The organism is Streptomyces sp. NPDC044002 (assembly GCF_056434525.1).
Window position 1 is genome coordinate 1 of record NZ_JBWKEZ010000040.1, and the last position, 20,270, is coordinate 20,270.

The 20,270-nt window shown below is 72.0% G+C and carries 20 protein-coding genes and 2 pseudogenes; 7 read left to right on the forward strand and 15 right to left on the reverse strand.

The window, feature by feature from the left end; translation table 11 throughout:
- Positions 1-170: 170 nt before the first annotated feature.
- From AC07A6_RS26355 to AC07A6_RS26385, 7 genes and pseudogenes are all read right to left on the reverse strand, one after another.
- On the reverse strand, positions 171-1,829 hold the full coding sequence (locus AC07A6_RS26355) for a dipeptide ABC transporter ATP-binding protein (RefSeq protein ID WP_478778792.1): 1,659 nt from the start codon (positions 1,827-1,829) through the stop codon (positions 171-173).
- The gene (locus tag AC07A6_RS26360) at positions 1,826-2,818 is read right to left on the reverse strand and encodes an ABC transporter permease (protein ID WP_386272242.1); all 993 of its coding nucleotides are present in this window, start codon (positions 2,816-2,818) and stop codon (positions 1,826-1,828) included. Before AC07A6_RS26360 ends, AC07A6_RS26355 begins: the two co-directional genes overlap by 4 nt.
- A pseudogene (locus AC07A6_RS26365) lies at positions 2,815-3,741 on the reverse strand (ABC transporter permease); the annotation flags it as partial. The pseudogene AC07A6_RS26365 and the gene AC07A6_RS26360, both read right to left, overlap by 4 nt.
- A gap of 181 nt (positions 3,742-3,922) precedes the next feature.
- A complete protein-coding gene (locus AC07A6_RS26370) occupies positions 3,923-5,677 on the reverse strand; it encodes an ABC transporter substrate-binding protein (RefSeq protein WP_478778793.1) in 1,755 nt (584 codons plus the stop codon).
- 195 nt (positions 5,678-5,872) lie between these two features.
- Entirely contained in the window at positions 5,873-5,968 is a 96-nt protein-coding gene (locus tag AC07A6_RS26375; protein ID WP_312847459.1) for an Ms4533A family Cys-rich leader peptide, read from the reverse strand.
- Positions 5,969-6,038: 70 nt separating this feature from the next.
- Positions 6,039-7,349: a DUF3152 domain-containing protein gene (locus AC07A6_RS26380; protein ID WP_478778794.1), complete on the reverse strand. Its 1,311-nt coding sequence runs from the start codon at positions 7,347-7,349 to the stop codon at positions 6,039-6,041.
- 4 nt (positions 7,350-7,353) lie between these two features.
- Positions 7,354-8,349, reverse strand: a complete 996-nt coding sequence (locus AC07A6_RS26385) for an alpha/beta fold hydrolase (protein ID WP_362467384.1) — start codon at positions 8,347-8,349, stop codon at positions 7,354-7,356.
- Positions 8,350-8,481: 132 nt separating this feature from the next.
- Between AC07A6_RS26385 and AC07A6_RS26390 the strand changes: the two genes are divergently transcribed.
- From AC07A6_RS26390 to AC07A6_RS26405, 4 genes are all read left to right on the forward strand, one after another.
- On the forward strand, positions 8,482-8,697 hold the full coding sequence (locus AC07A6_RS26390) for a hypothetical protein (RefSeq protein WP_478778795.1): 216 nt from the start codon (positions 8,482-8,484) through the stop codon (positions 8,695-8,697).
- A gap of 168 nt (positions 8,698-8,865) precedes the next feature.
- The gene (locus AC07A6_RS26395) at positions 8,866-9,504 is read left to right on the forward strand and encodes a TetR/AcrR family transcriptional regulator (RefSeq protein ID WP_007266374.1); all 639 of its coding nucleotides are present in this window, start codon (positions 8,866-8,868) and stop codon (positions 9,502-9,504) included.
- 119 nt (positions 9,505-9,623) lie between these two features.
- Entirely contained in the window at positions 9,624-9,851 is a 228-nt protein-coding gene (locus AC07A6_RS26400) for a DUF3107 domain-containing protein (protein ID WP_362467386.1), read from the forward strand.
- 127 nt (positions 9,852-9,978) lie between these two features.
- Positions 9,979-10,281, forward strand: a complete 303-nt coding sequence (locus tag AC07A6_RS26405) for a hypothetical protein (RefSeq protein ID WP_478778796.1) — start codon at positions 9,979-9,981, stop codon at positions 10,279-10,281.
- 89 nt (positions 10,282-10,370) lie between these two features.
- Here AC07A6_RS26405 and AC07A6_RS26410 read toward each other — a convergent pair whose 3' ends face one another.
- A complete protein-coding gene (locus AC07A6_RS26410; RefSeq protein WP_125603230.1) occupies positions 10,371-11,129 on the reverse strand; it encodes a ferritin-like fold-containing protein in 759 nt (252 codons plus the stop codon).
- Positions 11,130-11,579: 450 nt separating this feature from the next.
- Between AC07A6_RS26410 and AC07A6_RS26415 the strand changes: the two genes are divergently transcribed.
- From AC07A6_RS26415 to AC07A6_RS26425, 3 genes are all read left to right on the forward strand, one after another.
- Positions 11,580-13,562, forward strand: a complete 1,983-nt coding sequence (locus AC07A6_RS26415) for a DEAD/DEAH box helicase (RefSeq protein ID WP_478778797.1) — start codon at positions 11,580-11,582, stop codon at positions 13,560-13,562.
- A 103-nt stretch (positions 13,563-13,665) separates the two neighbouring features.
- Positions 13,666-14,541 (forward strand): alpha/beta fold hydrolase, encoded by an 876-nt coding sequence (locus AC07A6_RS26420; protein WP_478778798.1) that lies wholly within the window; start codon positions 13,666-13,668, stop codon positions 14,539-14,541.
- Between the two features lie 95 nt (positions 14,542-14,636).
- The gene (locus AC07A6_RS26425) at positions 14,637-14,789 is read left to right on the forward strand and encodes a hypothetical protein (RefSeq protein ID WP_007266367.1); all 153 of its coding nucleotides are present in this window, start codon (positions 14,637-14,639) and stop codon (positions 14,787-14,789) included.
- Between the two features lie 69 nt (positions 14,790-14,858).
- Here AC07A6_RS26425 and AC07A6_RS26430 read toward each other — a convergent pair whose 3' ends face one another.
- The 7 genes and pseudogenes from AC07A6_RS26430 to AC07A6_RS26460 all read right to left on the reverse strand — a co-directional run bounded on the left by AC07A6_RS26430 (position 14,859) and on the right by AC07A6_RS26460 (position 20,200).
- A complete protein-coding gene (locus AC07A6_RS26430) occupies positions 14,859-15,464 on the reverse strand; it encodes a MarC family protein (RefSeq protein WP_125818120.1) in 606 nt (201 codons plus the stop codon).
- 62 nt (positions 15,465-15,526) lie between these two features.
- Positions 15,527-16,393, reverse strand: a complete 867-nt coding sequence (locus AC07A6_RS26435) for a PHP domain-containing protein (RefSeq protein ID WP_362467389.1) — start codon at positions 16,391-16,393, stop codon at positions 15,527-15,529.
- A gap of 718 nt (positions 16,394-17,111) precedes the next feature.
- Positions 17,112-17,534: a hypothetical protein gene (locus tag AC07A6_RS26440; RefSeq protein WP_478778799.1), complete on the reverse strand. Its 423-nt coding sequence runs from the start codon at positions 17,532-17,534 to the stop codon at positions 17,112-17,114.
- Between the two features lie 69 nt (positions 17,535-17,603).
- Complete coding sequence (locus AC07A6_RS26445) at positions 17,604-18,044, reverse strand: glycine-rich domain-containing protein (RefSeq protein ID WP_478778800.1); 441 nt, start codon at positions 18,042-18,044, stop codon at positions 17,604-17,606.
- A 558-nt stretch (positions 18,045-18,602) separates the two neighbouring features.
- Complete coding sequence (locus tag AC07A6_RS26450; RefSeq protein ID WP_478778801.1) at positions 18,603-19,451, reverse strand: helix-turn-helix domain-containing protein; 849 nt, start codon at positions 19,449-19,451, stop codon at positions 18,603-18,605.
- Positions 19,452-19,469: 18 nt separating this feature from the next.
- Positions 19,470-19,931, reverse strand: a complete 462-nt coding sequence (locus AC07A6_RS26455) for a DUF6879 family protein (protein ID WP_478778829.1) — start codon at positions 19,929-19,931, stop codon at positions 19,470-19,472.
- A gap of 43 nt (positions 19,932-19,974) precedes the next feature.
- Positions 19,975-20,200, reverse strand: a pseudogene (locus AC07A6_RS26460) (hypothetical protein).
- Positions 20,201-20,270: the final 70 nt, after the last annotated feature.

The following is a 20,270-nucleotide window of genomic DNA, read 5'->3' on the forward strand; positions in this document are numbered from 1 at the left end:
CCCCTCCCTCCCTTTCTGGGGGTGTCCCCTTTTTGCTAGGCACCCCGCGAGAGAAAAACGAGAGGGGGCGGCGGGGGGGGGGTGTGCGTTTTCCCCCTCCCCCCCACCGGAAGGGGTGAAGAGTCGTAACTTTCCCGTACGGTTCGCGTTCGAGCACGCTAAGAAGGGCGTTACGCGAAGGCCTCCTGACGTTCGGTCCGGCGTGCGGAGCGGCGTTCGGCGGCGAGCGCCGGATCGAGCGCGGGGACGGCGTCGAGGAGCTGTCGCGTGTACGCGTGGGCCGGCCGGCCGTACACCTCCTCCACCGGGCCCTCCTCGACGACCACGCCGCCGCGCATGACGGCGACCCGGTCGCTGACCTGGCGGACCACCGCGAGGTCGTGCGCGATGAAGACGAGCGCGATGCCGAGCTCCCGCTGGAGTTCCGCGAGCAGTTCGGTGACCTGCGCCTGGGTGGTGACGTCGAGGGCGGAGACCGGCTCGTCGCAGACGATGAGCCGGGGGCGCGGTGCCAGGGCGCGGGCGATGCCGACGCGCTGGCGCTGGCCGCCGCTGAACTCGTGCGGGTAGCGGTCGTAGTGGGCGGGCTCCAGGCCGACGCGGGTCAGGAGCCCGTCGACGCGGGCGCGGATGACGGTCTCGTCGCGTTCTCCGGCGGCGCGCAGCGGGTCGGCGATGGACTCTCCGACGGAGCGGCGCGGGTTGAGGGAGGAGACGGGGTCCTGGAAGACCATCTGGGCGCCGCCGGCGATGCCGGAGACCTCGGTGCCGGCGTGCCGGACCTGTCCCGAGCTGGGCTCCAGCAGTCCGACGAGCATCCGTCCGAGGGTGCTCTTGCCGCTGCCGGACTCGCCGACGATGCCGAGGGTCTCGCCGGCGCGTACGGCGAGGGAGACCCCGGCGACCGCGCCGACCCTGCTCCGGCCGCGGCCGAAGTCCCGGCGCAGGCAGATGGCTTCGACGACGGGCGCCGCCGGCTCCGGCCCGGGCGCGCCGGAGTCCGCGACCACCCGGAGGCGGGGGGTGCGGGGGGCGTCCAGGCGCGGTACGGCGGCCAGCAGGTCCCGGGTGTAGGGGGCCTCGGGCTCGGCGAGGACCCGGCGGACCGGGCCCCGTTCGACGGCGGCGCCGTTCCGCATGACCAGCAGTTCGTCCACGCTCTCCGCCGCGACGCCGACGTCGTGGGTGACCAGCAGCAGCCCGAGGCCGTGCTCCTGGCGCAGTCCGTGGAGCAGGTCCAGGATCTGGGCCTGGACGGTGACGTCGAGGGCGGTGGTCGGCTCGTCGGCGATCAGCAGGCGGGGTTCGCAGGCCAGGGCCATCGCGATGAGGGCGCGCTGGCGCATGCCGCCGCTGAACTCGTGGGGCCGGGCGCGGGAGCGGCGTGCCGCGTCGGGGATGCCGACGCGGTCCAGGACCTCGGTCGCGCGGGCCCGGGCGGCCCGGCGGGAGGCGCGGGTGTGGACGCGGTACACCTCGGCGATCTGGTCGCCGACGGCGTGGTAGGGGTCGAGGGAGCTGAGGGGGTCCTGGAAGACCATGGCGGCGGTGCCGCCGCGCAGGGCGCGCAGCCGGGCCGGGCCTGCGTCGGCCAGGTCGGTGCCGTCGACGCGGACGGTGCCCGTCAGGCGGGCTCCGGTGCCGTGGTGCAGGCCGAGCAGGGCGGCGGCGACGGTGGACTTGCCGCTGCCGGATTCGCCGACGATGCCCAGGGCGCGGCCCGCTTCGAGGGTGAAGGAGATCCCGTCGACGGCGCGTACGTAGTGGCCGGGGCCGCCGACCGGGAAGTCGACGGTGAGGTCGGTGACGTCCACCAGCGGGCCGGTCATACGAGGGCCACCCTTCGGTCGGCGAGGGCGTGGAGCAGGTCGGCGACGGCGCCGGCGATGACGACGGCGGCGCCGATGGCGAGGACGACTCCGACGACGACGGGCAGGTCCACGACCCGGACGGCGTCGATGAGGGTCTTGCCGAGGCCGGGGATCCCGAAGAGGGACTCGGTGAGCACGGCGCCTCCGATCAGGGTGCCGAAGTCCACGGCGCTGAGGGCGATCACGGGTCCGAGGGCGCCGCGCACGGCGTGCCGGGTGACGATGGCCCGTTCCCCGACGCCGTAGGCGCGGAAGGTGCGGATGTGGTCCTCGGCGAGGGTCTCCAGGGTGGAGCTGCGGGTGAGGCGCGCGTACTTGGCGCTTTCGAACAGGCCGAGCGTCACCCAGGGCAGCAGCAGGTTCCAGGCCCACTGTTCGGGGTCCTTGCCGAACGGCACGTAGGTCGGGAAGGGCAGCCAGCGCAGGTAGGCGCAGACGGTCATGAGGAGCAGCAGCCCGAGGATGAAGACGGGGGTGCCGGTGCCAGCGAGGGTGAGCACGGTGAGGGCCCGCTCGGTGGCCCCGCCGCGCCGCAGGGCGGAGAGCAGGCCGGTGCCGACTCCGACGACGAGCCAGATGGCGAGGGCGCCGAGCGCGAGGGAGAAGGTGGCGGGCAACCGCTCCAGGAGCAGCTGGGTGACCTCCCGGTCGTTCTGGTACGAGAAGCCGAGGCAGGGCGCGTCGCAGTGCAGGGCGATCCCGGCGCCGGCGGAGTAGTCCCGGCCGGTCAGGAGGCCTTCGAGGAAGCGCAGGTACTGGCCGACGACGGGCTCGTTCAGCCCGAGCTGTTCGCGCACCTGGGCGATCTGCTGCGGGTTGCAGCGTTCTCCGCAGGCGAGGCGGGCGGGGTCGCCGGGGGCGACGTAGAAGAGGGCGTAGACGACGACGGACAGGGCGAGCAGCACGAACAGTGCGCCGCCGGCCCGTTTGAGCACGAACCGGGTCACGGCTTGCGCTCCTTTCCGGTACCGACCCGCAGGCGCGAGGTCTCGCGCGGGTCGAGGGCCGAGCGGACCGCGTCGCCGAGGACGGTGAAGGCGAGCACGGTGACGAAGAGCAGCCCGGCGGGGAGCAGGACGTAGGCGGGGTCGGCGCGGAACCAGGTCTGTGCGCTGGAGAGCATCTGGCCCCAGGAGGGGGTGGGCGGCTTGACCCCGACGCCGAGGAAGGAGAGGGAGGCCTCGGCCACGATGGCGGTGGGGACCTTGATCGCGGCGAGGGTGATGACGGGTGCGGCCAGGGAGGGCAGCAGTTCCCGGCGGGCGACGCGCAGGGGTCCCCAGCCGGAGAGCCGGGCGGCTTCGACGAAGTCGAGGCGGTTCAGGGCGAGGGTCTGGGAGCGGACCATGCGGGCGGTGCCGCCCCAGTCGAAGAGGCCGATGACGAGGACCAGGAGCAGTGGCCGGGGGAAGCCGGGCGGGACGACGGCGGTGAGTGCGATGGCGATCACCAGCATGGGCAGGGCGATCATCACGTCGGTGAGGCGGCCGATGAGCTGCCCGACCCAGCGGTTGCCGAGCGCGGCGGCGATCCCGACGCTCACCCCGACGGCCGTCTGCACGGCGACCGCGCCGAGGGCGACGAGCAGGGAGACGCGTGCGCCGTGGAGGAGCCGGGTGAACAGGTCGCGGCCGGTGCCCGGTTCGACGCCGAGCCAGTGGTCGGCGGAGATCCCGCCGAAGGAGCCGAGGGGGACGCCGCCGCGCGCGGAGTCGACGAGGTCGTCGTGGTAGGCGTTCGGGTCCTGTCCGGTGAGCTGGGTGAGGAGGGGGGCGGTGAGGGCGAGGAGGACGAGGAGGGCCAGGACGGCGGCGGCCGCGAGGGCGGAGGGGCGGGTGCGCAGCCGTCGCCAGACCTGGCGGGCGGGGGGGGGGGGGGGGGGGGGGGGGGGGGGGGGGTGGGGGGGGGGGGGGGGGGGGGGGGGGGGAAGGGGGGGGGGGGGGGGGGGGGGGGGGGGGGGGGGGGCCACGCCTTCCCCCAGCTCTGTACCCCGCCCCCGCCGGCCGGGGTGGGGGCCCCGGCCGGCGGCGCCGGCTGGTCGAGGAGCAGGGTCACTTGACCGCGACCTGGGAGATGTCGAGGACGCCGGTCCAGTCGCTGATGACGACGTTCTTGACGTCCTTGCCGACGAGCCGCTTGTAGACCGGGTGGAAGAGGGGGACGGCGAGGGCCTGTTCGCCGATCTTCTTGTCGAGGGCGCCCCAGCGCTTGCCGGCGGCGGCGAGGTCGGTGAGCTTGGCGATCTCGTCGACCTCGGTGTTCACGGCCGGGTCGTTGAGCTGGGCGTGGTTGTAGTTGGAGCCGTTGGTGACGATCTGCCGGCCGTCGTAGATCGGCGCGAGGAAGGGGCCGCCGGAGGGCCAGTCGGCGCCCCAGCGGGAGAGGAAGAAGCCGGGGGTGTTCTTGGCGTCCCAGCGGCGCTCGTTGAAGGCGTTGTTCTCCAGGCCTTCGAGCTTGACGGTGATCCCGGCGGCGGCGAGGCCCTGCTGGACGGCGGTGGCGACCTCGGGGCTGGTCTGGCGGTTCTGCGCGTTGGAGTGGGTGAGGGTGATGGTGAGCCCGTCGGGGTGGCCGGCCTCCTTCAGCAGCTCCTTGGCCTTGGCCGGGTCGCCGGTCTTGCCGGCGGGGAAGTGGTCGTAGGGGGTGAAGCCGAAGGCCTCGCGCTCGGGCAGGAAGGTGGTGGCCGGCTCGGCCAGTGCGGAGCCGCCGGCGGCGTTGATCACGCTGGTGCGGTTGATCGCGTACGAGATGGCCTGGCGGACCTTCGGGTTGTCGAAGGGGGCGACCTTCGGGTTGAAGGCCAGGTAGTTGACGTAGCCGAAGTGGCCGGTGCCGACGCGGCCCGCGAGTTCCTTGTTGTCGCCGATCTGGGCGAGTTCGGCGGGGCCGAGGTTGGTGTCGGTGGTGACGGCGGCGGCGTCGGGGCCGGAGCTGGTGGACAGCCGCTGGTTGATGACGGCGGCGTCGAGGCCGGAGCGGACGTCGATCTTGTCCGGGTAGGCCTTGCGCTCCTCGTCGGTCTTGGGGTCCCAGTGTTCGTTGCGTTCCAGCAGCAGGGTCTCGCCGTCGCCGGTGTTCTTGGCGACCTTGTAGGGGCCGGAGGAGACGGGGTGCTCCTCGTACTTGGTGCCGGTGTCCTTGGCCTTGGGCACGGGGGCGAACTGCGTCTGGGTGGCGAGGAAGGGGAACTCGCCCTCGGGCTTGCGGAGTTTGAAGACGATGGTCTTCGCGTCGGGGACCACGATGGAGTCGAGGCCCTTGCCGCCGTCCTTGTACGGGCCCTCGTAGGTCTCCGCGCCGACCAGCCAGTCGCGCAGGTAGGGGGCGCCGCCGGAGAGTTCGGCGGCGAAGGAGCGCTCGATGCCGTACTTGATGTCGGCGGTGGTGATGGGGCTGCCGTCCTCGTACTTCAGCCCGTCCTTGAGGGTGTACGTCCACTCCGTGGCGTCGGCGTTGGGCCGGCCGGTGTCGGTGGCGAGGTCGGGGACGACCTTGGCGCCGGCCGGGCCGTCCTCGCGGTTGCGGGTGGTGAGGGTGCGGAAGACCAGCGAGGGGACGTTTCCGCCGCCGGAGGTGTAGAGCCGGGCGGGGTCGAAGTCGTTCTGCGGCTCGTTGTTGAGGACGGTGAGGGTGCCGCCCTTCTGCGGGGTCCCGGCGGCGCCGGGCTTGCCGGACTCGCCGCCGGCCTTGCCCGCCGCGTCCTCGGGCCCGCACGCCGCGGCGCCCCCGGCCAGGACGAGGCTGACGGTGACCGCGGCGATGCGGCGCGATATGCGGGACTGGCGGGATGAACCGGCGGAAAGCATGGGGAAACGGGACCTCTCGGCGTGGAAGGAGATACGTCGGGGGCCACGCGGGGTCGGCGTCCGGCGCCGCGGCGGCGCACAGGGCGCCGGGAGGACCGGGAAGGGAGGACGAGGAGCCGCACCCGCGGGCAGGGGAAGTGCCCGGGCGCGGCGAAGCCAAGGAGAAGCAGGGTGGTCGCGCGCTCAGACAGGGCGTCAGCGACAGAAGATGTCGGCCACGCTGTGCGCGGCCACACCGAGGAGCGCCAGCTCTATGGCGGCGCTCGCGGCGGAGGTGTGGCGGTGCGACATGCGGAGAACAATTACCGACGATCGGACGGCTTGTCAACGGAAGAACAAGCCGCCCGCCCGCACCCTTCGGTCAACTCCCCGGATACACCCAGGGGTTGGCCTTGCAGTGGATGTTGTCGATGTCGAGGGACTTCGTCTGCTGCTGCATGATCGGAGCGAGCGCGCCCGGGGTCTGGCAGCTGACGTGCCCGTGCCCGAGCCGGTGCCCGACCTCGTGGTTGATGAGCATCTGCCGGTAGGCGAGCATCTGGTCGGCGCCGTAGGTCTGCGAACCCTGCCCCCACCGGAAGGCGTTGATCATCACGCGCTCGGTGGACGCGGAGTCGCAGGAGACGTTGTCGATCGTGGTGTCGAGCCCGGACTTGGCGCACCAGACGCCGGTGGTCCCCGGGCTGGCCAGGGTGATCACGAACTCGGCCTCGCCGCCCGGCACCCGCTCGAAGGTCATCGCGTCGCCGTGGGCCCAGCTGCGCGGGTCGTTGAGGGTGCGCTGCACGGCGTCGGCGAACAGCTGCGCGTCCATGCCGAGGCCCTGCTCCACGTCGACCCGGTAGCGCACCTTCTTCCCCTTGCCCGGGGCCTTGGCGACGCCCGGCACGGTGTCGAAGGTGCCCGGGCCGGTGAGCTTCGCGTCGATGGGCAGCTGCTGCGCCATCTGCTGCTCGTACGTCGCGGGCTGCGCGGCCGCGGCCGGCGGGACGGAGGGGGTGGGGCGGCCGTCGGAGCGGGAGGCCGGGGAGCTGTCGGTCTGGGTGCGCTTCGGGGTGTCGTCCCCGGCGGCGCGGGTGGCGGTGTCGGAGTCCCCGTCGGCGGCGACCTGTCCGGCGACGACGACGGCGAGCACGGTGGTGACGGCCGCCGCGGCCATCCCGGTGTACGTACGGATCTTCGTGCCGCGGCCGGTCGCGGGCGCGGCGGCGTCCGCCTCGGGTCTGCGGGGGCCGGGCACCCGGCGGTGCGAGCCGGTCGAGGTGAAGGGGTCGCGCGGGGCGGGCTCCGCCGGGGCGGGCGCGGGCGCCGCCGGGGCGGCGGCGGCGCGGGGGGTGCCGCGCCAGTCCCCGTAGACGGCGGCGGGGGCGGGGACGGGGCCGGTGCCCCAGGCGCCGCCGCCCTCCCGGTGCTCCGGGTGGCCGGCGGGGCGGGCGCCGCGCGGGGGCGCGTACCCCTGGTGGACGACGGTCGGCTCGGCGTACGGGCCCGTACCGCCCGGCTGGGGCCCCGCGTACGGCGCGGGCACCGGCTCGTACGGGTCGGGGGCGTACAGCCCGTCCCCGTAGTAGGGGTCGGCCGCGTACTCCTGCGGCTCGTACGGCGCCTGCGGTGCCTCGGGCTCCGGCTGCGGACGGACCGGGGCCGGCGCCTTGCGACTATGTCGTCCCACGTCCTCAGCCCTTGCCGTCTTCGGTACTTCGGTCGGTCTCCCGCCCGGCGGTGTCGCGCAGCAGCTCCTGGAAGGCCGCGGCCACCACCTCGGGGTACTCCATCATCGCGACGTGCCCGGCCTCGGGCAGGCTCAGCAGCCGCGAGCCGCGGAAGTGCGCGGCCGCCTTGCGCGCCATACGGTACGAGACCAGTTGGTCGCGCCCACCGTAGACGAGGAGGGTCGGCGCGAGCACGCGCTGCGCCTGGCGCCACAGTCCGTGTTGCCCGCCGAGGGTGTACGCGTCGACGATCCCCCGCGAGGAACGGGTCATCGCGTCCCAGAAATAGGGCAGCGCCATGCGCCGCTCCATCTCCTCGACGGCGGCGCGGAAGCCCTCCGCCGTCACCCGTGAGGGGTCCCCGTAACAGAGGTCCGTCACTCCCCTGGTGCGTTGTTCGGCCGTCAGCCCGACCGTGAGCCGCCCGAACAGGGCGGCCACGCCCGGCAGCGCCAGCAGGGCGGTGGGCACGGCCGACTTCTGCACGCGCAGCTCGGGCAGCGCGGGCGAGACGAGGGTCAGGGTCCGCACCAGGTCGGGCCGGACGGCGGCGACGCGGGTGGAGACGGCCCCGCCGAGGGAGTTGCCGAAGAGGTGCACCGGGCCGCGCCCGGCGGCGTCGAGGTGGCGGATGACGGCGCGGGCGAGCGCGGTCACCGAGTAGTCCCGGTCGGCGGGCGGCGGGGACCAGCCGAAGCCGGGCAGGTCCAGGGCCTCGCCGTCGACGGTGCCGGCGAGCCGCCCCATGAGGTCCGACCAGTTCTGGGAGGAACCGCCGAGTCCGTGCACGAACAGCGCGGGCGGCAGACCCTCCCGCAGCGGTGGCCGGAAACGTACGTTCATTTCCAGGCCCGGCAGCGCGACGGTGCGCAGCTGCTCCCCCTCGGCCACCCGGACGGCACCCACCTGGGAGGCCGCTTCGGCGGTGGACCGTACGCCCGGCGGCTCGGTCGAAGACATGGGCCAATGTTACGAGACGATCACGCCGGGCCCCTTGCGTTCTCCTGTGTCCGCGGTCACAGGACCGTCTGGCGGCGCACTCCCGATCCTCCTAGGCTCGTAGTGAGGACGAGCGAAGGCGAGGGGAGCGGAATGACTGTCGACCCCGCGGAACCGGACACCTTCCGGGAACAGCTCCGGGAATCCCTGGACGCCGAGGCTCCGGAGGCGGACGCCGCCGAGCAGCACACCGAGATCCAGCCGCAGGACGATGAGCCGCTCTTCGGCATGGAACGGGGTGAGGCCCCGGAGGCGGACGCCGCCGAGCAGGCCCGGGTGGTCCCGCTGGACGAGGAGGACTACCGCTGACCGCTCCCGCCGCCGCTCCGACGGGCGCTGACCAGCGTGTCAGGCGTGTGTCCAAGCGGTCCGTACCGCGAGAAAACTCGGCTTGAACCCACCAGATTCGGTTACCGAAAAGTACGATGGCGGCGCGGCGCAGAGCGCACTGTGTTCTTAGAGAAAGTGGGAGGCGGCGTGACAGCCATCGAGCAGACCGAGGCAGCGCGTCCGCGGGGTACGCGGCTGCCGCGCCGTGCCCGGCGCAACCAGCTGCTGGGCGCGGCCCAGGAGGTTTTCGTCGCGCAGGGGTACCACGCGGCGGCGATGGACGACATCGCCGAGCGGGCCGGCGTCAGCAAGCCGGTGCTGTACCAGCACTTCCCCGGCAAGCTCGACCTGTACCTCGCCCTGCTGGACCAGCACTGCGAGAACCTGCTGCAGGCGGTGCGCGGGGCGCTGGAGTCCACGAGCGACAACAAGCTGCGCGTGGCGGCGACGATGGACGCCTACTTCGCGTACGTGGAGGACGAGGGCGGCGCGTTCCGGCTGGTCTTCGAGTCGGACCTGACGAACGAGCCGGCGGTGCGCGAGCGCGTCGACCGGGTCTCGCTCCAGTGCGCCGAGGCCATCTCGGACGTGATCGCCGAGGACACCGGCCTGTCGAAGGACGAGTCGATGCTGCTCGCGGTGGGTCTGGGCGGGGTCTCGCAGGTCGTGGCCCGGTACTGGCTCTCCAGCGAGAGCCCGGTGGCCCGTGACACGGCGGTGGGGCTGCTGACCTCGCTGGCGTGGCGCGGCATCGCCGGTTTCCCGCTGCACGGCACGGAGGCCTGACCGGCGCTGTTCGCTGCCAGCGTGTCCGCCGCGAGCCGATCGTGTCCCCTCTCCGGGCTAATGTGGACCGGGTACGGCGCGGCTGATCGCGCGAACCGGACCGTCGGAGGGACAAAGCCGTGGAGGTCAAGATCGGCGTGCAGCACGCACCCCGGGAGATCGTGCTGGAGAGCGACCTGAGCGCCGAGGAGCTGGAGGCCATCGTGGCCGCCGCGCTGTCCGGCACGGCGCCGCTGCTGAGCCTGACCGACGTCAAGGGCCGCAAGGTCCTCGTGCCGTCCGACCGCCTGTCGTACGTCGACCTGGGCGAGCCGAGCGTGCGCAAGGTCGGTTTCGGGGCGCTCTGACGCTCTCCGAGGCAGCCAGCAACGAAGGAAACGGCCCGGCGGATGGTTCCGCCGGGCCGTTTCCCCTTCTTCCGCTTCGGGTAGGACCGCAGTGACCCGGTTCGCCCTGACGCATGGGAGTGACCAGATGCTGCTGATGGAGGCGCTCGGCTCCGGTCTGCTCGGCCTCGCCCTGGCCGCCACCGCCTCGCGGGTCCTCGCGACGCGGCTGCCCTCCACCAGAACGGTGCTGGTCAGCGGGGTGGTCGGGGCGCTGTTCGGGGCGTACCTGACGCATATGTCGCTGGGTCCGGGGCACAACACCCTGTTCGCGACGCTGCTGGGCGGCGCCGGCGTCTCGGCCGTCGTCCTGTCCCTGCTGCTGCGCCCCGCCACCGGCTCCGGGAGGTCCCCCCGGCGCACTCCGTTTTCGCTCTCGTCGGGCGGCTGAGCGGGGCTCGCGGCGCGCTTGAGCCGCACGGAACGGGGCCGGGGGAAGTGCCCCCGACCCACGTTGCCACGTAAAAGCCCGGCCAGGGACTAGGCCGCGAGGCCCAGCGCCGCCATGCGCTTGGTGTGCGCCTTGGTGATCCGGGTGAACATCTCGCCGACGGCCGCCAGGTCGAAGCCGGCCGCCATCCCGTCGACGCCGCCGACCAGCATGGTCGACAGCGCGTCGCGCTCGGCGACCACGCGCTGCGCCTGCGAGAGGGCCTCGCCCATCAGCCGGCGGGCCCACAGCGCGAGCCGGCCGCCGCAGCGCGGGTCGGCCTCGATCGCGGCGCGGACCTTCTCGACGGCGAAGCCGCCGTGGCCGGTGTCGTCGAGGACGCCGACGACCAGGGCGCGGGTGTCGGTGTCGAGGTGGGTGGCGACCTCGCGGTAGAAGTCGCTGGCGATCGAGTCGCCGACGTAGGCCTTGACCAGGCCCTCCAGCCAGTCGGAGGGGGCGGTCTGGCGGTGGAAGTCGTCCACGCCCTTGGCGAAGGGCTCCATCGCCGCGGTCGGCTCGGCGTCGATGGCCGCCAGGCGGTCCCGGAGCCGCTCGAAGTGGTGGAATTCGGCGGAGGCCATCTTCGCCAGCTCGGCCTTGTCACCCAGGCTGGGCGCGAGCTTCGCGTCCTCCGCGAGGCGCTCGAAGGCCGCGAGCTCCCCGTACGCCAGCGCGCCGAGCAGGTCGACGACGGCGGCCCGGTACTGGGGGGAGGCGGAGGCCGTCGCCCAGTCCTGGGCGGCGATGCCCTGCGGCTGCTCCTGGGCGTCGTCGTCGGCGGGAGATGCGTTTTCTACGGTCGACATGCTCCGCACAATAGCCCGCCCAAAGGCCCCACAAGTCACCACACCTGCGCACTGTCCGGCCCCGTAAACACGCCTACCTGGTGAATTCACCCGACACACCTGCGCGATTCCGGGGTACAGTGGTAATGCGCCTGCCGAGTAATCGGCGGGCCATCCGAATGAGGATGCCCGGTCGGTGGCCCGATCGGCTCCACCCGACCGCCCTCTGTGTGGTGGTGCGTCCATGCGCACCGTTCCGCACGAGGGGCCCCCTCAGCGGCAGAAGCGCTTGAGCGAAGGCCAGTGGTCCCGCGCAGCTTTGTATGTACACAGCAGTACTGCAAGCCCGGCACGGTAGGACCCCCCTCGCCGCCTCGCGCCGCGTCTCACAGAAGAGGCAGCACCCTGACTACGTTCCGAGAACTCGGGATCTTTCCCGAGACCGCCGAGGCGCTGGAAGCCGTCGGCATCGTGTCCCCCTTCCCGATCCAGGAGATGACCCTCCCCGTCGCCCTCTCCGGCACGGACGTCATCGGCCAGGCGAAGACCGGAACCGGCAAGACGCTCGGTTTCGGCCTTCCGCTGCTGGAGCGGGTCGTCGTCCCCGCGGACGTCGAGGCCGGCCGGGCCAAGCCCGAGCAGCTGACCGACTCCCCGCAGGCCCTCGTGGTGGTTCCGACCCGCGAGCTGTGCACGCAGGTCACCAACGACCTGCTGACCGCGGGCAAGGTCCGCAACGTCCGCGTCCTCGCCATATACGGCGGCCGTGCGTACGAGCCGCAGGTCGAGGCCCTCAAGAAGGGCGTCGACGTGATCGTCGGCACCCCGGGCCGCCTGCTCGACCTGGCCGGGCAGAAGAAGCTCGACCTGTCCCGCGTCAAGGCCCTCGTCCTGGACGAGGCCGACGAGATGCTCGACCTGGGCTTCCTGCCCGACGTCGAGAAGATCATGAACCTGCTGCCCGCGAAGCGTCAGACGATGCTGTTCTCGGCGACCATGCCGGGCGCGGTCATCGGCCTGGCCCGCCGCTACATGTCGCAGCCGACGCACATCCGCGCCGTCTCCGAGGACGGCGAGGGCGCCACCGTCGCCAACATCGCGCAGCACGTCTTCCGCGCGCACAACATGGACAAGCCGGAGCTCGTCTCCCGCATCCTGCAGGCCGAGGGCCGCGGGCTCGCCATGATCTTCTGCCGCACCAAGCGCACGGCTGCCGACATCGCCGAGCAGCTGGAGCGGCGCGGCTTCGCCTCCGGCGCCGTCCACGGCGACCTCGGCCAGGGCGCCCGCGAGCAGGCGCTGCGCGCGTTCCGCAACGGCAAGGTCGACGTGCTGGTGTGCACCGACGTCGCCGCGCGCGGCATCGACGTCGAGGGCGTGACCCACGTCATCAACTACCAGACGCCCGAGGACGAGAAGACCTTCCTGCACCGCGTGGGCCGCACCGGCCGCGCCGGCGCGAAGGGCACCGCCGTCACCCTGGTCGACTGGGACGACATCCCGCGCTGGCAGCTGATCAACAAGGCGCTGGAGCTCGACTTCCACGAGCCCGAGGAGACGTACTCCACGTCCCCGCACCTGTACGAGCAGCTGAACATCCCGGCCGGCACCAAGGGCATCCTGCCGCGCGCCGAGCGCACGCGGGCCGGCCTGAAGGCCGAGGAGCTGGAGGACCTGGGCGAGACCGGCGGGCGCGGTGGCCGTGGCGGCCGCGGTGCCGCTGCCGCCGCCGTGGTCACGGAGGAGCGCCCCGCGCGCACCCGTACGCCGCGCCAGCGCCGCCGTACCCGTGGCGGTGCCGAGCTGGGCGACGGGGCGGGCGTCGAGTCCCCGGCCGTGGCCGAGGCCCCGGCCGCCGAGGCTCCCGCCGCCGACGAGCCGCGCCGGCCGCGCCGCCGCCGGACCCGCGTGACCGCTTCGGCCGTCGCCGCCGTGGCCGAGGCCGCCGTGGTCGAGGCGCCGGTGGCGGTCTCCGCCCCGGTCGCGGAGGCCGTGGCCGAGGCCCCGGCCGTGGTCGAGGAGGCCCCGGCCAAGCCCAAGCGCACCCGGACCCGCAAGACCGCCGCCGCGGTGGTCGAGGCGCCGGTCGCCGAGGCCCCGGCCGCCGCCCTGGCGCCGGTCGCCGAGGAGGCCCCGGCCAAGCCGAAGCGGACGCGGACCCGCAAGGCCGCCGCCGCGCCGGTCGAGGCCGTCGAGACCGTCGAGACCGTCGAGGCCGCCCCGGCCCCGGTGGCGGAGGCCCCGGCCGCCGAGGCCGCCCCGAAGAAGCCGCGCCGGGTCCCGACCCGCAAGGCCGTGGCCACCCCGATCCCCGACGTCGTCACCGGCGTGGTCACCGAGGCGCCCGCGCCCCGGCGGACCCGGTCCCGCAAGCCGGCCGCCGCGGCTCCGGAGCCGGACTTCCAGATGGCCCCGCCGACCGAGCCGGCCCGCACCACCCGCCGGTTCCGCTGACCCGGCCGGGCACACGCCCGCAGAACGGCCCCGGTCCCCTTTCGAGGGGGCCGGGGTCGTTCCCGTATCCCCGGGCAGTGCTACGGACCGGTAACCTCGGGCCATGAGCAAGCCGCCGCGCCTCACCCTGCCGCCCGCCGCCCGTGCGTACCGCCTGACCACCGCCCGCGGCGAGTTCGCCGTGCACGAGGCGGGTGAGCCCGTACACGGAACGGCCCTGCTGGTCCCCGGGTTCACGGGCAGCAAGGAGGACTTCATCGGCCTCCTGGAGCCGCTCGCCGCCGCCGGCTACCGGGTGGTCGCCGTGGACGGGCGCGGCCAGTACGAGACCCCGGGCCCGGGCGAGGAGACCGCGTACGAGCTCCAGGAGCTCGCCCTCGACGTGCTGGCCCAGGCCGCGGCCCTGGACGCACCGGGCCCCCTCCACCTGGTCGGCCACTCCCTCGGCGGGCTGATCTCGCGCGCCACCGTGCTGCGCGACGCCTCCCCCTTCACCTCCCTCACCCTGATGAGCAGCGGGCCCGCCGCCATCGCGGAGGACCAGCAGGCCCGTACGAAGCTGCTGGTCATGGCCCTGGAGGAGCTGCGCGACACCGCGCCCGACACCTGCATGGAGACCGTCTGGGCCGCGATGCGGGCCCAGGACCCGGCGGACGCGGAGCCGGACTCCCCCGAGCTGGCGGCGTTCCTGCACGAGCGCTGGCTGCGCACCGTCCCGGAGCAGCTGATCACCACCGGGCGGGTGCTGATCTCGGAGCCCGACCGGGTGGCGGAGCTGGCGGCGGTGCCGCTGCCGAAGCTGGTCCTGTCCGGGGTGGTCGACTACGCCTGGCCGGTGCCGCTGATGGACGACATGGCCGTCCGGCTGGCCGCTTCCCGTGTGGTGGTGGAGGGCGCCGAACACTCCCCCAACGCGGAGAACCCGCAGGTCACGGCGGGTGCACTAGTGGACTTCTGGCGGCCCTTTAGCGGTCGGTAGTTAGCTAAGGAAAAAATTTCCTTAGCGTAGGGAATGTTTCAGGCAGACCCCCCGTTGAACCCTGTGCAAGGAGAACACCGACGAAGGGAGAAGCCGTGCGCTTCGAGATTCTGCGCCTGGACGACGTCGACGGAACCGCCGTGGACAGCACCGTCGTGGACGCGGCCTCCGTCAACCGGATCGTGCAGCAGGCGGCCGCCATCGGCCAGCGCATCCTGATCCGACCGGCCGAGAGTGCGTCCTCCTGACGATTTCACGCGCGAACGCCCCCGCACCGATCCGGTGCGGGGGCGTTCGTGTGTCCGGGGGGTGTGGACTCAGGCGCCGCGGACGACCTGGAGCACACCGTTGATGATCTGCTGGACCGCGATGGCGGAGAGCATCATGCCGGCGAGGCGGGTGACCAGGACGACGCCGCCGTCCTTGATGACCCGGATGATCACCAGCGAGTAGCGCATCGTCAGCCACAGCACGACGTGCATGGCGGCGATCGCCGTCCAGACGGAGAGCTGGCCGCCGAACCCGTCGGCCTTCTGCACGGCCAGGATGACGGACACGATCGCACCGGGACCGGCCAGCAGCGGCATGCCCAGCGGGACGAGGGCGACGTTGACGTCCTTGGTCTGCTTGGGCTCGTCGGTCTTGCCGGTGAGCAGGTCGAGCGCGATCAGCAGGAGCAGCAGACCACCGGCGATCATCAGCGCCGGGACGGAGACGTGCAGGTAGTCCAGGATCTGCTGGCCGCAGAGGCCGAAGACGGCGATGACTCCGAAGGCCACGCAGACGGCCTGCCAGGCCATGCGGCGCTGGACCTTGGCGGGACGGCCGGAGGTCAGGGCGAGGAAGATCGGCGTGATCCCCGGGGGGTCCATAATCACAAAAAGCGTGAGAAAAAGGGATCCGAAGACGGCGAAATCAAACACAGCGATGCCTTGCAGTGAGGGGTGTTACCAAAAAGCGGGAGGGGGACGTGTGGACGCGGCGCTTACGCGCGGGCGTCTCCACCGGCGCCGGGCACGGGGAAGGCCCCCGCCGCGCGGCGCGTGATCTCGCCGTAGATCTCGGGGTCGGTCGTGTACTCCCCGAGACGACAGGTCTTGCGGCTGCCGTGGTAGTCGCTGGAGCCGGTCGTCAGCAGACCGAGGTCCCCGGCCAGTCCGCGCAGCCGGGCGCGAGTGGCGGTGTCGTGGTCCATGTGGTCCACCTCGATGCCGTCGAGGCCGGCGGCCGCGAGCGCGGCTATCGCGGACTCGGGCACGCACTCGCCCCGCTTGACGGCGGCGGGGTGCGCGAACACGGTGACCCCGCCGGCCGCCTTGACCAGGCGGATGGCGTCGAAGGGGTCGAGCTCGTGCTTCTCCGCGTACGCGCGGCCGCCGTCGGCGAGCCAGTCCGCGGTGAAGGCGTCGGACACCGTGGGGACGACCCCCAGCTCGACCATCGCGGTCGCGATGTGCGGGCGGCCGACCGAACCGTTCCCCGCGATCCGGGCCACCTGCTCCCAGGTGACGTCGACACCGAGCCCCTGGAGCTTGCCGATCATGGCCTGGGCGCGAGGGGTCCGGTCGTCGCGCACGAGCTCCCGCTCACGGGCGAGCTCGGGCTCCTCGGGATCGAACAGGTACGCCAGCATGTGCATCCCGACGCCGTCGAGGCGGCAGGACAGCTCGGCGCCGGTGACCAGCGTCAGCCCGGCGGGCAGCGCGGCGATCGCCTCGGCGTATCCCCCGACGGTGTCGTGGTCGGTCAGCGCCACCACGTCCAGCCCGGCCGCGGCGGCATTGCGCACCAGCTCGGCGGGGGTGTCGGTGCCGTCCGAAGCGGTGGAGTGGGCGTGCAGGTCGATGCGCACAGCCGGACTCCAGGGTTCACGCGGACGGGGGACACTCCAGGGTACCGCCCACGGACGCCCGAATGATCCCACTGGGCGGGGGCGGGGCGGGGGCAGTACGGGGATTGCGGCGCGGGCCCGCTATCTCCCCCTCGACCCCGCGGGGTGGGGCGGGGGTTGCCCACCCGCCCCCTTGGGTGCGGGTGGGTGGCCGGGGGCGGGATCCCCTCGCCCCGGATCAGAGCTGGTTGGGGGTTTCCCGTCAGTCCCATCGTCCTTCCGTGTCGTGCCGGCCTGTCAAGGGCGCTCCTTCGTCGCGTCACTTCGTGATCGCCTTCGGCGACCCTTGACAGGCCGACCCGCCCCGGAAAGCCGAAAGACTGCCGGGAAACCCCCAAAGAAACGGCACGGTCCATGGTTGGAGGAGCGGGTCCGTCAGCGATGAGCGAGGGGCCGGGAGCCAGCCCGCCGGGCATCCGGGCCCGTCCGGCCCTGACCCAGGGCCGGGAGCCCGGCTACCCGCACGAGAGGTTGATCAGAGCCCCCGGGGAAGCCGACAGACGCGTCAGATCGCTACGCGCTCCTCTCGTCTCGGCGGCCGGCCGCCGTCTCCTCCTCATCCGGGAACAGGTGCGCGTACACGCACATGGTGATCGACACGGTGTCCCCGGCCGGCCTGCGACCGTATTCTTGGCCACATCAGCCCAGGTATCCGCGCAGTACAGCGGGGCGCCACGGCCTAGGCAGAGTAGATCGAGGGTCGGGCTGCTACCTGGTCTGGGGTTGTTTCTTCCACGGTCAGGTTCCCAGTCCACAGGTGGTCCCGGTTGCAGTAGCCCCCTAGGTTCGCCCGCTTCCCGGGCACGAGCTTCCACGTGCCCGGGGAGAGCTTCACGACTACGTCGCTACCGCAGATGAACGAGCGGTTCGCCTGCGCCGTGATCCATTGGGCGTGTTCGCGGTCGCCCTCGGCCGGTCGGCACATGGTGCGTGCCATTTCCCACAGCCGGCCCCACTCGACACCAGGGGTCAGGGGGCCGACTACGGCGACTTCCCCCAGGTTCCGGTCGTCAAGGGAGTGGGTCGCGTAGCCGAATACCGTGCCGAACATGGCGAACACGATGACCCTGCTGCAACCCGTCAGGACATCATCAACTGCCATGCTCCATACCCTCGTTCTGGATGGAGTCCGGGCGCATTGGCCGCACCCGGACCCCCGTTCGTCAGCTACTCAGCAGCCGTCGCCGTCACCGCAGCAAGCCGGGGGGTTGCAGTCCTTCGCGGCGCCCCACAGGCGCTCGTCCACTGCGAATCCGGCAGCCTTGACGCGGTCCACGACGGCGCCGATCAGTGGCCGCGTGCGGACCGTGGCCTTCGGCTGGTGGTGCAGGAAGTAGCCGAACTGCTCCTGACACCACTCCGCGTAGTCCTGGGTGTGGAGGGCGAGCGAGTGCCAGCCCGGGTCAACGGTCTGGGAAGGGGTCATGTCGAACGCGCGGGCGTCTCCCATGACCTTGAGGAAGGCAAGGGCCTGGTCCACGATCCGGCGGGCCACGGACAGCTCGTGCCCGTACTCCTCCGCGCAGAACTCGGACACCTTCTCGAACAGCTCGGGGCTGACGAGGTCCCGCCCGTGCCGTAAGGCGACGGGGCTTTCGACCATGGTCGTCATTTCTGGTACTCCTCTCGGGTCAGGTGGCGGGCGGAGGCGGGAACTGGCCCCCGCCGGTACCTCCGGAGTTGTCGCCGGGGTCGGTCATCACTGCACCCCCTGATTTGCTTGACGGCCCGGCAAGACCGTCCCCGCCCCCATCGGGCGGAAGTCTCCGTGGCCCTCATGGCCTCAGCGATCTGCTCAACCAGGTCGGCGCGGATCATCCCCAGGTGCACGAACCCGTATCGCTTCGGCGGCGTCGGCGGCCCGCGTACGGGCGTCTCTCCACGTCTGCATGTCCGTGCACTCGTTGTGCCGGTAGACAGTGACGGGAGCGCCCGACGTGCGGTCGATGGTTCCCCGGCGGACGGGTTCGAGGGGCTTGATGGTCCGCAGGCATGCGGAGCACTCGTGCCCGGGCGCGTAGGTCAGGTACTCCCACACGTCCCGATCGAAGTCAAGGGTCTTCGTCTTCGCCCGTGCCATGCCGCACCCCTTCGCCGTCGCTTGGTGTGCTGACGACGCTAGGAACAGGCGTAGGTCGGCCTCAACGAATGTGTACGGACTTGCACGGATTCACCCGAGGGCGTCGATCGCCGCCGTGATCAACAACCGCGCCGCAGCCCCGTAGACCGCGATCGCCGACAGCTCCGTGAAGGTCCTGGCGTAGTCATCGATCTCCCGAGGCTGGGTCACTGTGAGGTGTGCGGATACCAGCTCGACGTTCACCTGTTGATCGTCGTACATCGAAAATGATTCGACCGGCCAGCCTGCGCCCCGTGGAGTGCCGAGCGGGATGACTCCGAGGCTGACCGCGGGCAGTGACGCTGTGGCGATGAGATGGCCGAGCTGCCCGGCCATGACCTCAGGGTCCCCGATGAGCGTGCGCAGCACCCACTCTTCGACCACCATCGCGAACCGGTGATCACCAGATTGCAGGATGCTCTGACGTGCCATTCTCACGGCCACGGCGGCGTCGATGTCGTCCGGAACGTCGCGCAGGTCGGTGATGGTACTCAGCACGGCCCTGGTGTATGCCGCAGTCTGGAGCAGGCCGGGAATCACCCACGACTGGTAGGTCCGGAAGCGCCGGGTGCGCTCAAAGAGCGGGGCAACGGACTCCTGAACTCGCTTGAGCCCAGCGCGTTCCATCCTGCGCCACTCGACATACTGCCCCTCGATGCCGCGTGCCGTCGCGATCAGATCCGCTGCCTGGTCTTGGGCATCGCAGTAGAGGGCGTAAACGCGGATGTCCGCGTCTGACGGCGGTGTCCGGCCGTGTTCCAGGCGCGAGCATTTCGACTCATGCCAGCCCGCCCGCCTGGCCAGCTCCCGCGAGGTAAGACCGGCTTCCTTGCGGATCTCGCGGAGACGCTGGCCGAGTGCCTGCTTGGCCTGCTGAACGCTGGAGGACGGAGATGACACGCGCGGCTTTCAGTGTGGTCAGGACAGTCGGTAGTCCGCGTGGTCGACTGCCCGCGCCCACACCGACTCGAAGGCGGACGCGCAGAGCTTCACGACGGCAGGGTCGGTCGTGATTTCCTCGTCGCCGTCCGGGGCCAGCTCGCCGTCGCCGTCGAAGTGGTGGAACACGACAAGACGGTTGTCCAGGCACCAAAAATCGTTGCCTGGCAGGGCCAGATCGGACGCCCGCCGTCGTGGCAGCCATCGCACCCACTCTCCAGCCGCCACCGTGGGGCCCGTGAGTGAGTGCTCCCAGCGGATGTAGTCGCTGACCGGCTCGGACACGATGCGGGCACGCCTGATCTCGACGCCTCGGCCCACCATGTCCGCGATCAGGGAGAGCCAGGGCCGCTGCGCAGGGTCACTGCCGGCCGGATCGTCGCGGCGACTCTGCTGCCATGCGGCAAAGCGCGGGTCGGAGCGCATGTACCCGTCGCGCATCTCCAGATGGACGGCAGACCGCTCGCAGCTCCGCAACCGGTCCTCAAGCGTCGGCTCGCCCACCGCTCACCTCCGGAAAGAACTGCATCATGCGGCGTGGGAACTCGATCACTGTCTCGTGACCAGGGATGTCCATCTGCGCAAGGCGCTCCGCGTCCGTCACCTTCCATCCCTGGAGGAGGTAGTTCCCGGTCTCGTCGTCGTAGTAGACGGTAGGGGACTTGCCCTTCCGGGCTGTTCGGGTCCTGGCCCAGCTTGAGCAGCGCCATGGTGGTCTCCTTCGCCGAGGTGGACGATCACTATGAACGAGCTTGTACTGAAGGGCTGCTCAGCGCTACG

Excerpts from the sequence above, each read along its gene's own strand:
- AC07A6_RS26385 (WP_362467384.1), bottom strand. The coding sequence starts at position 8,349 with ATGTCTTCGACCGAGCCGCCGGGCGTACGGTCCACCGCCGAAGCGGCC.
- AC07A6_RS26370 (WP_478778793.1), bottom strand. The coding sequence starts at position 5,677 with ATGCTTTCCGCCGGTTCATCCCGCCAGTCCCGCATATCGCGCCGCATC.
- AC07A6_RS26455 (WP_478778829.1), bottom strand. The coding sequence starts at position 19,931 with ATGCGCGACGGGTACATGCGCTCCGACCCGCGCTTTGCCGCATGGCAG.
- AC07A6_RS26440 (WP_478778799.1), bottom strand. The coding sequence starts at position 17,534 with ATGGCAGTTGATGATGTCCTGACGGGTTGCAGCAGGGTCATCGTGTTC.
- AC07A6_RS26375 (WP_312847459.1), bottom strand. The coding sequence starts at position 5,968 with ATGTCGCACCGCCACACCTCCGCCGCGAGCGCCGCCATAGAGCTGGCG.
- AC07A6_RS26390 (WP_478778795.1), top strand. The coding sequence starts at position 8,482 with ATGACTGTCGACCCCGCGGAACCGGACACCTTCCGGGAACAGCTCCGG.
- AC07A6_RS26410 (WP_125603230.1), bottom strand. The coding sequence starts at position 11,129 with ATGTCGACCGTAGAAAACGCATCTCCCGCCGACGACGACGCCCAGGAG.
- AC07A6_RS26405 (WP_478778796.1), top strand. The coding sequence starts at position 9,979 with ATGCTGCTGATGGAGGCGCTCGGCTCCGGTCTGCTCGGCCTCGCCCTG.
- AC07A6_RS26355 (WP_478778792.1), bottom strand. The coding sequence starts at position 1,829 with ATGACCGGCCCGCTGGTGGACGTCACCGACCTCACCGTCGACTTCCCG.
- AC07A6_RS26445 (WP_478778800.1), bottom strand. The coding sequence starts at position 18,044 with ATGACGACCATGGTCGAAAGCCCCGTCGCCTTACGGCACGGGCGGGAC.
- AC07A6_RS26420 (WP_478778798.1), top strand. The coding sequence starts at position 13,666 with ATGAGCAAGCCGCCGCGCCTCACCCTGCCGCCCGCCGCCCGTGCGTAC.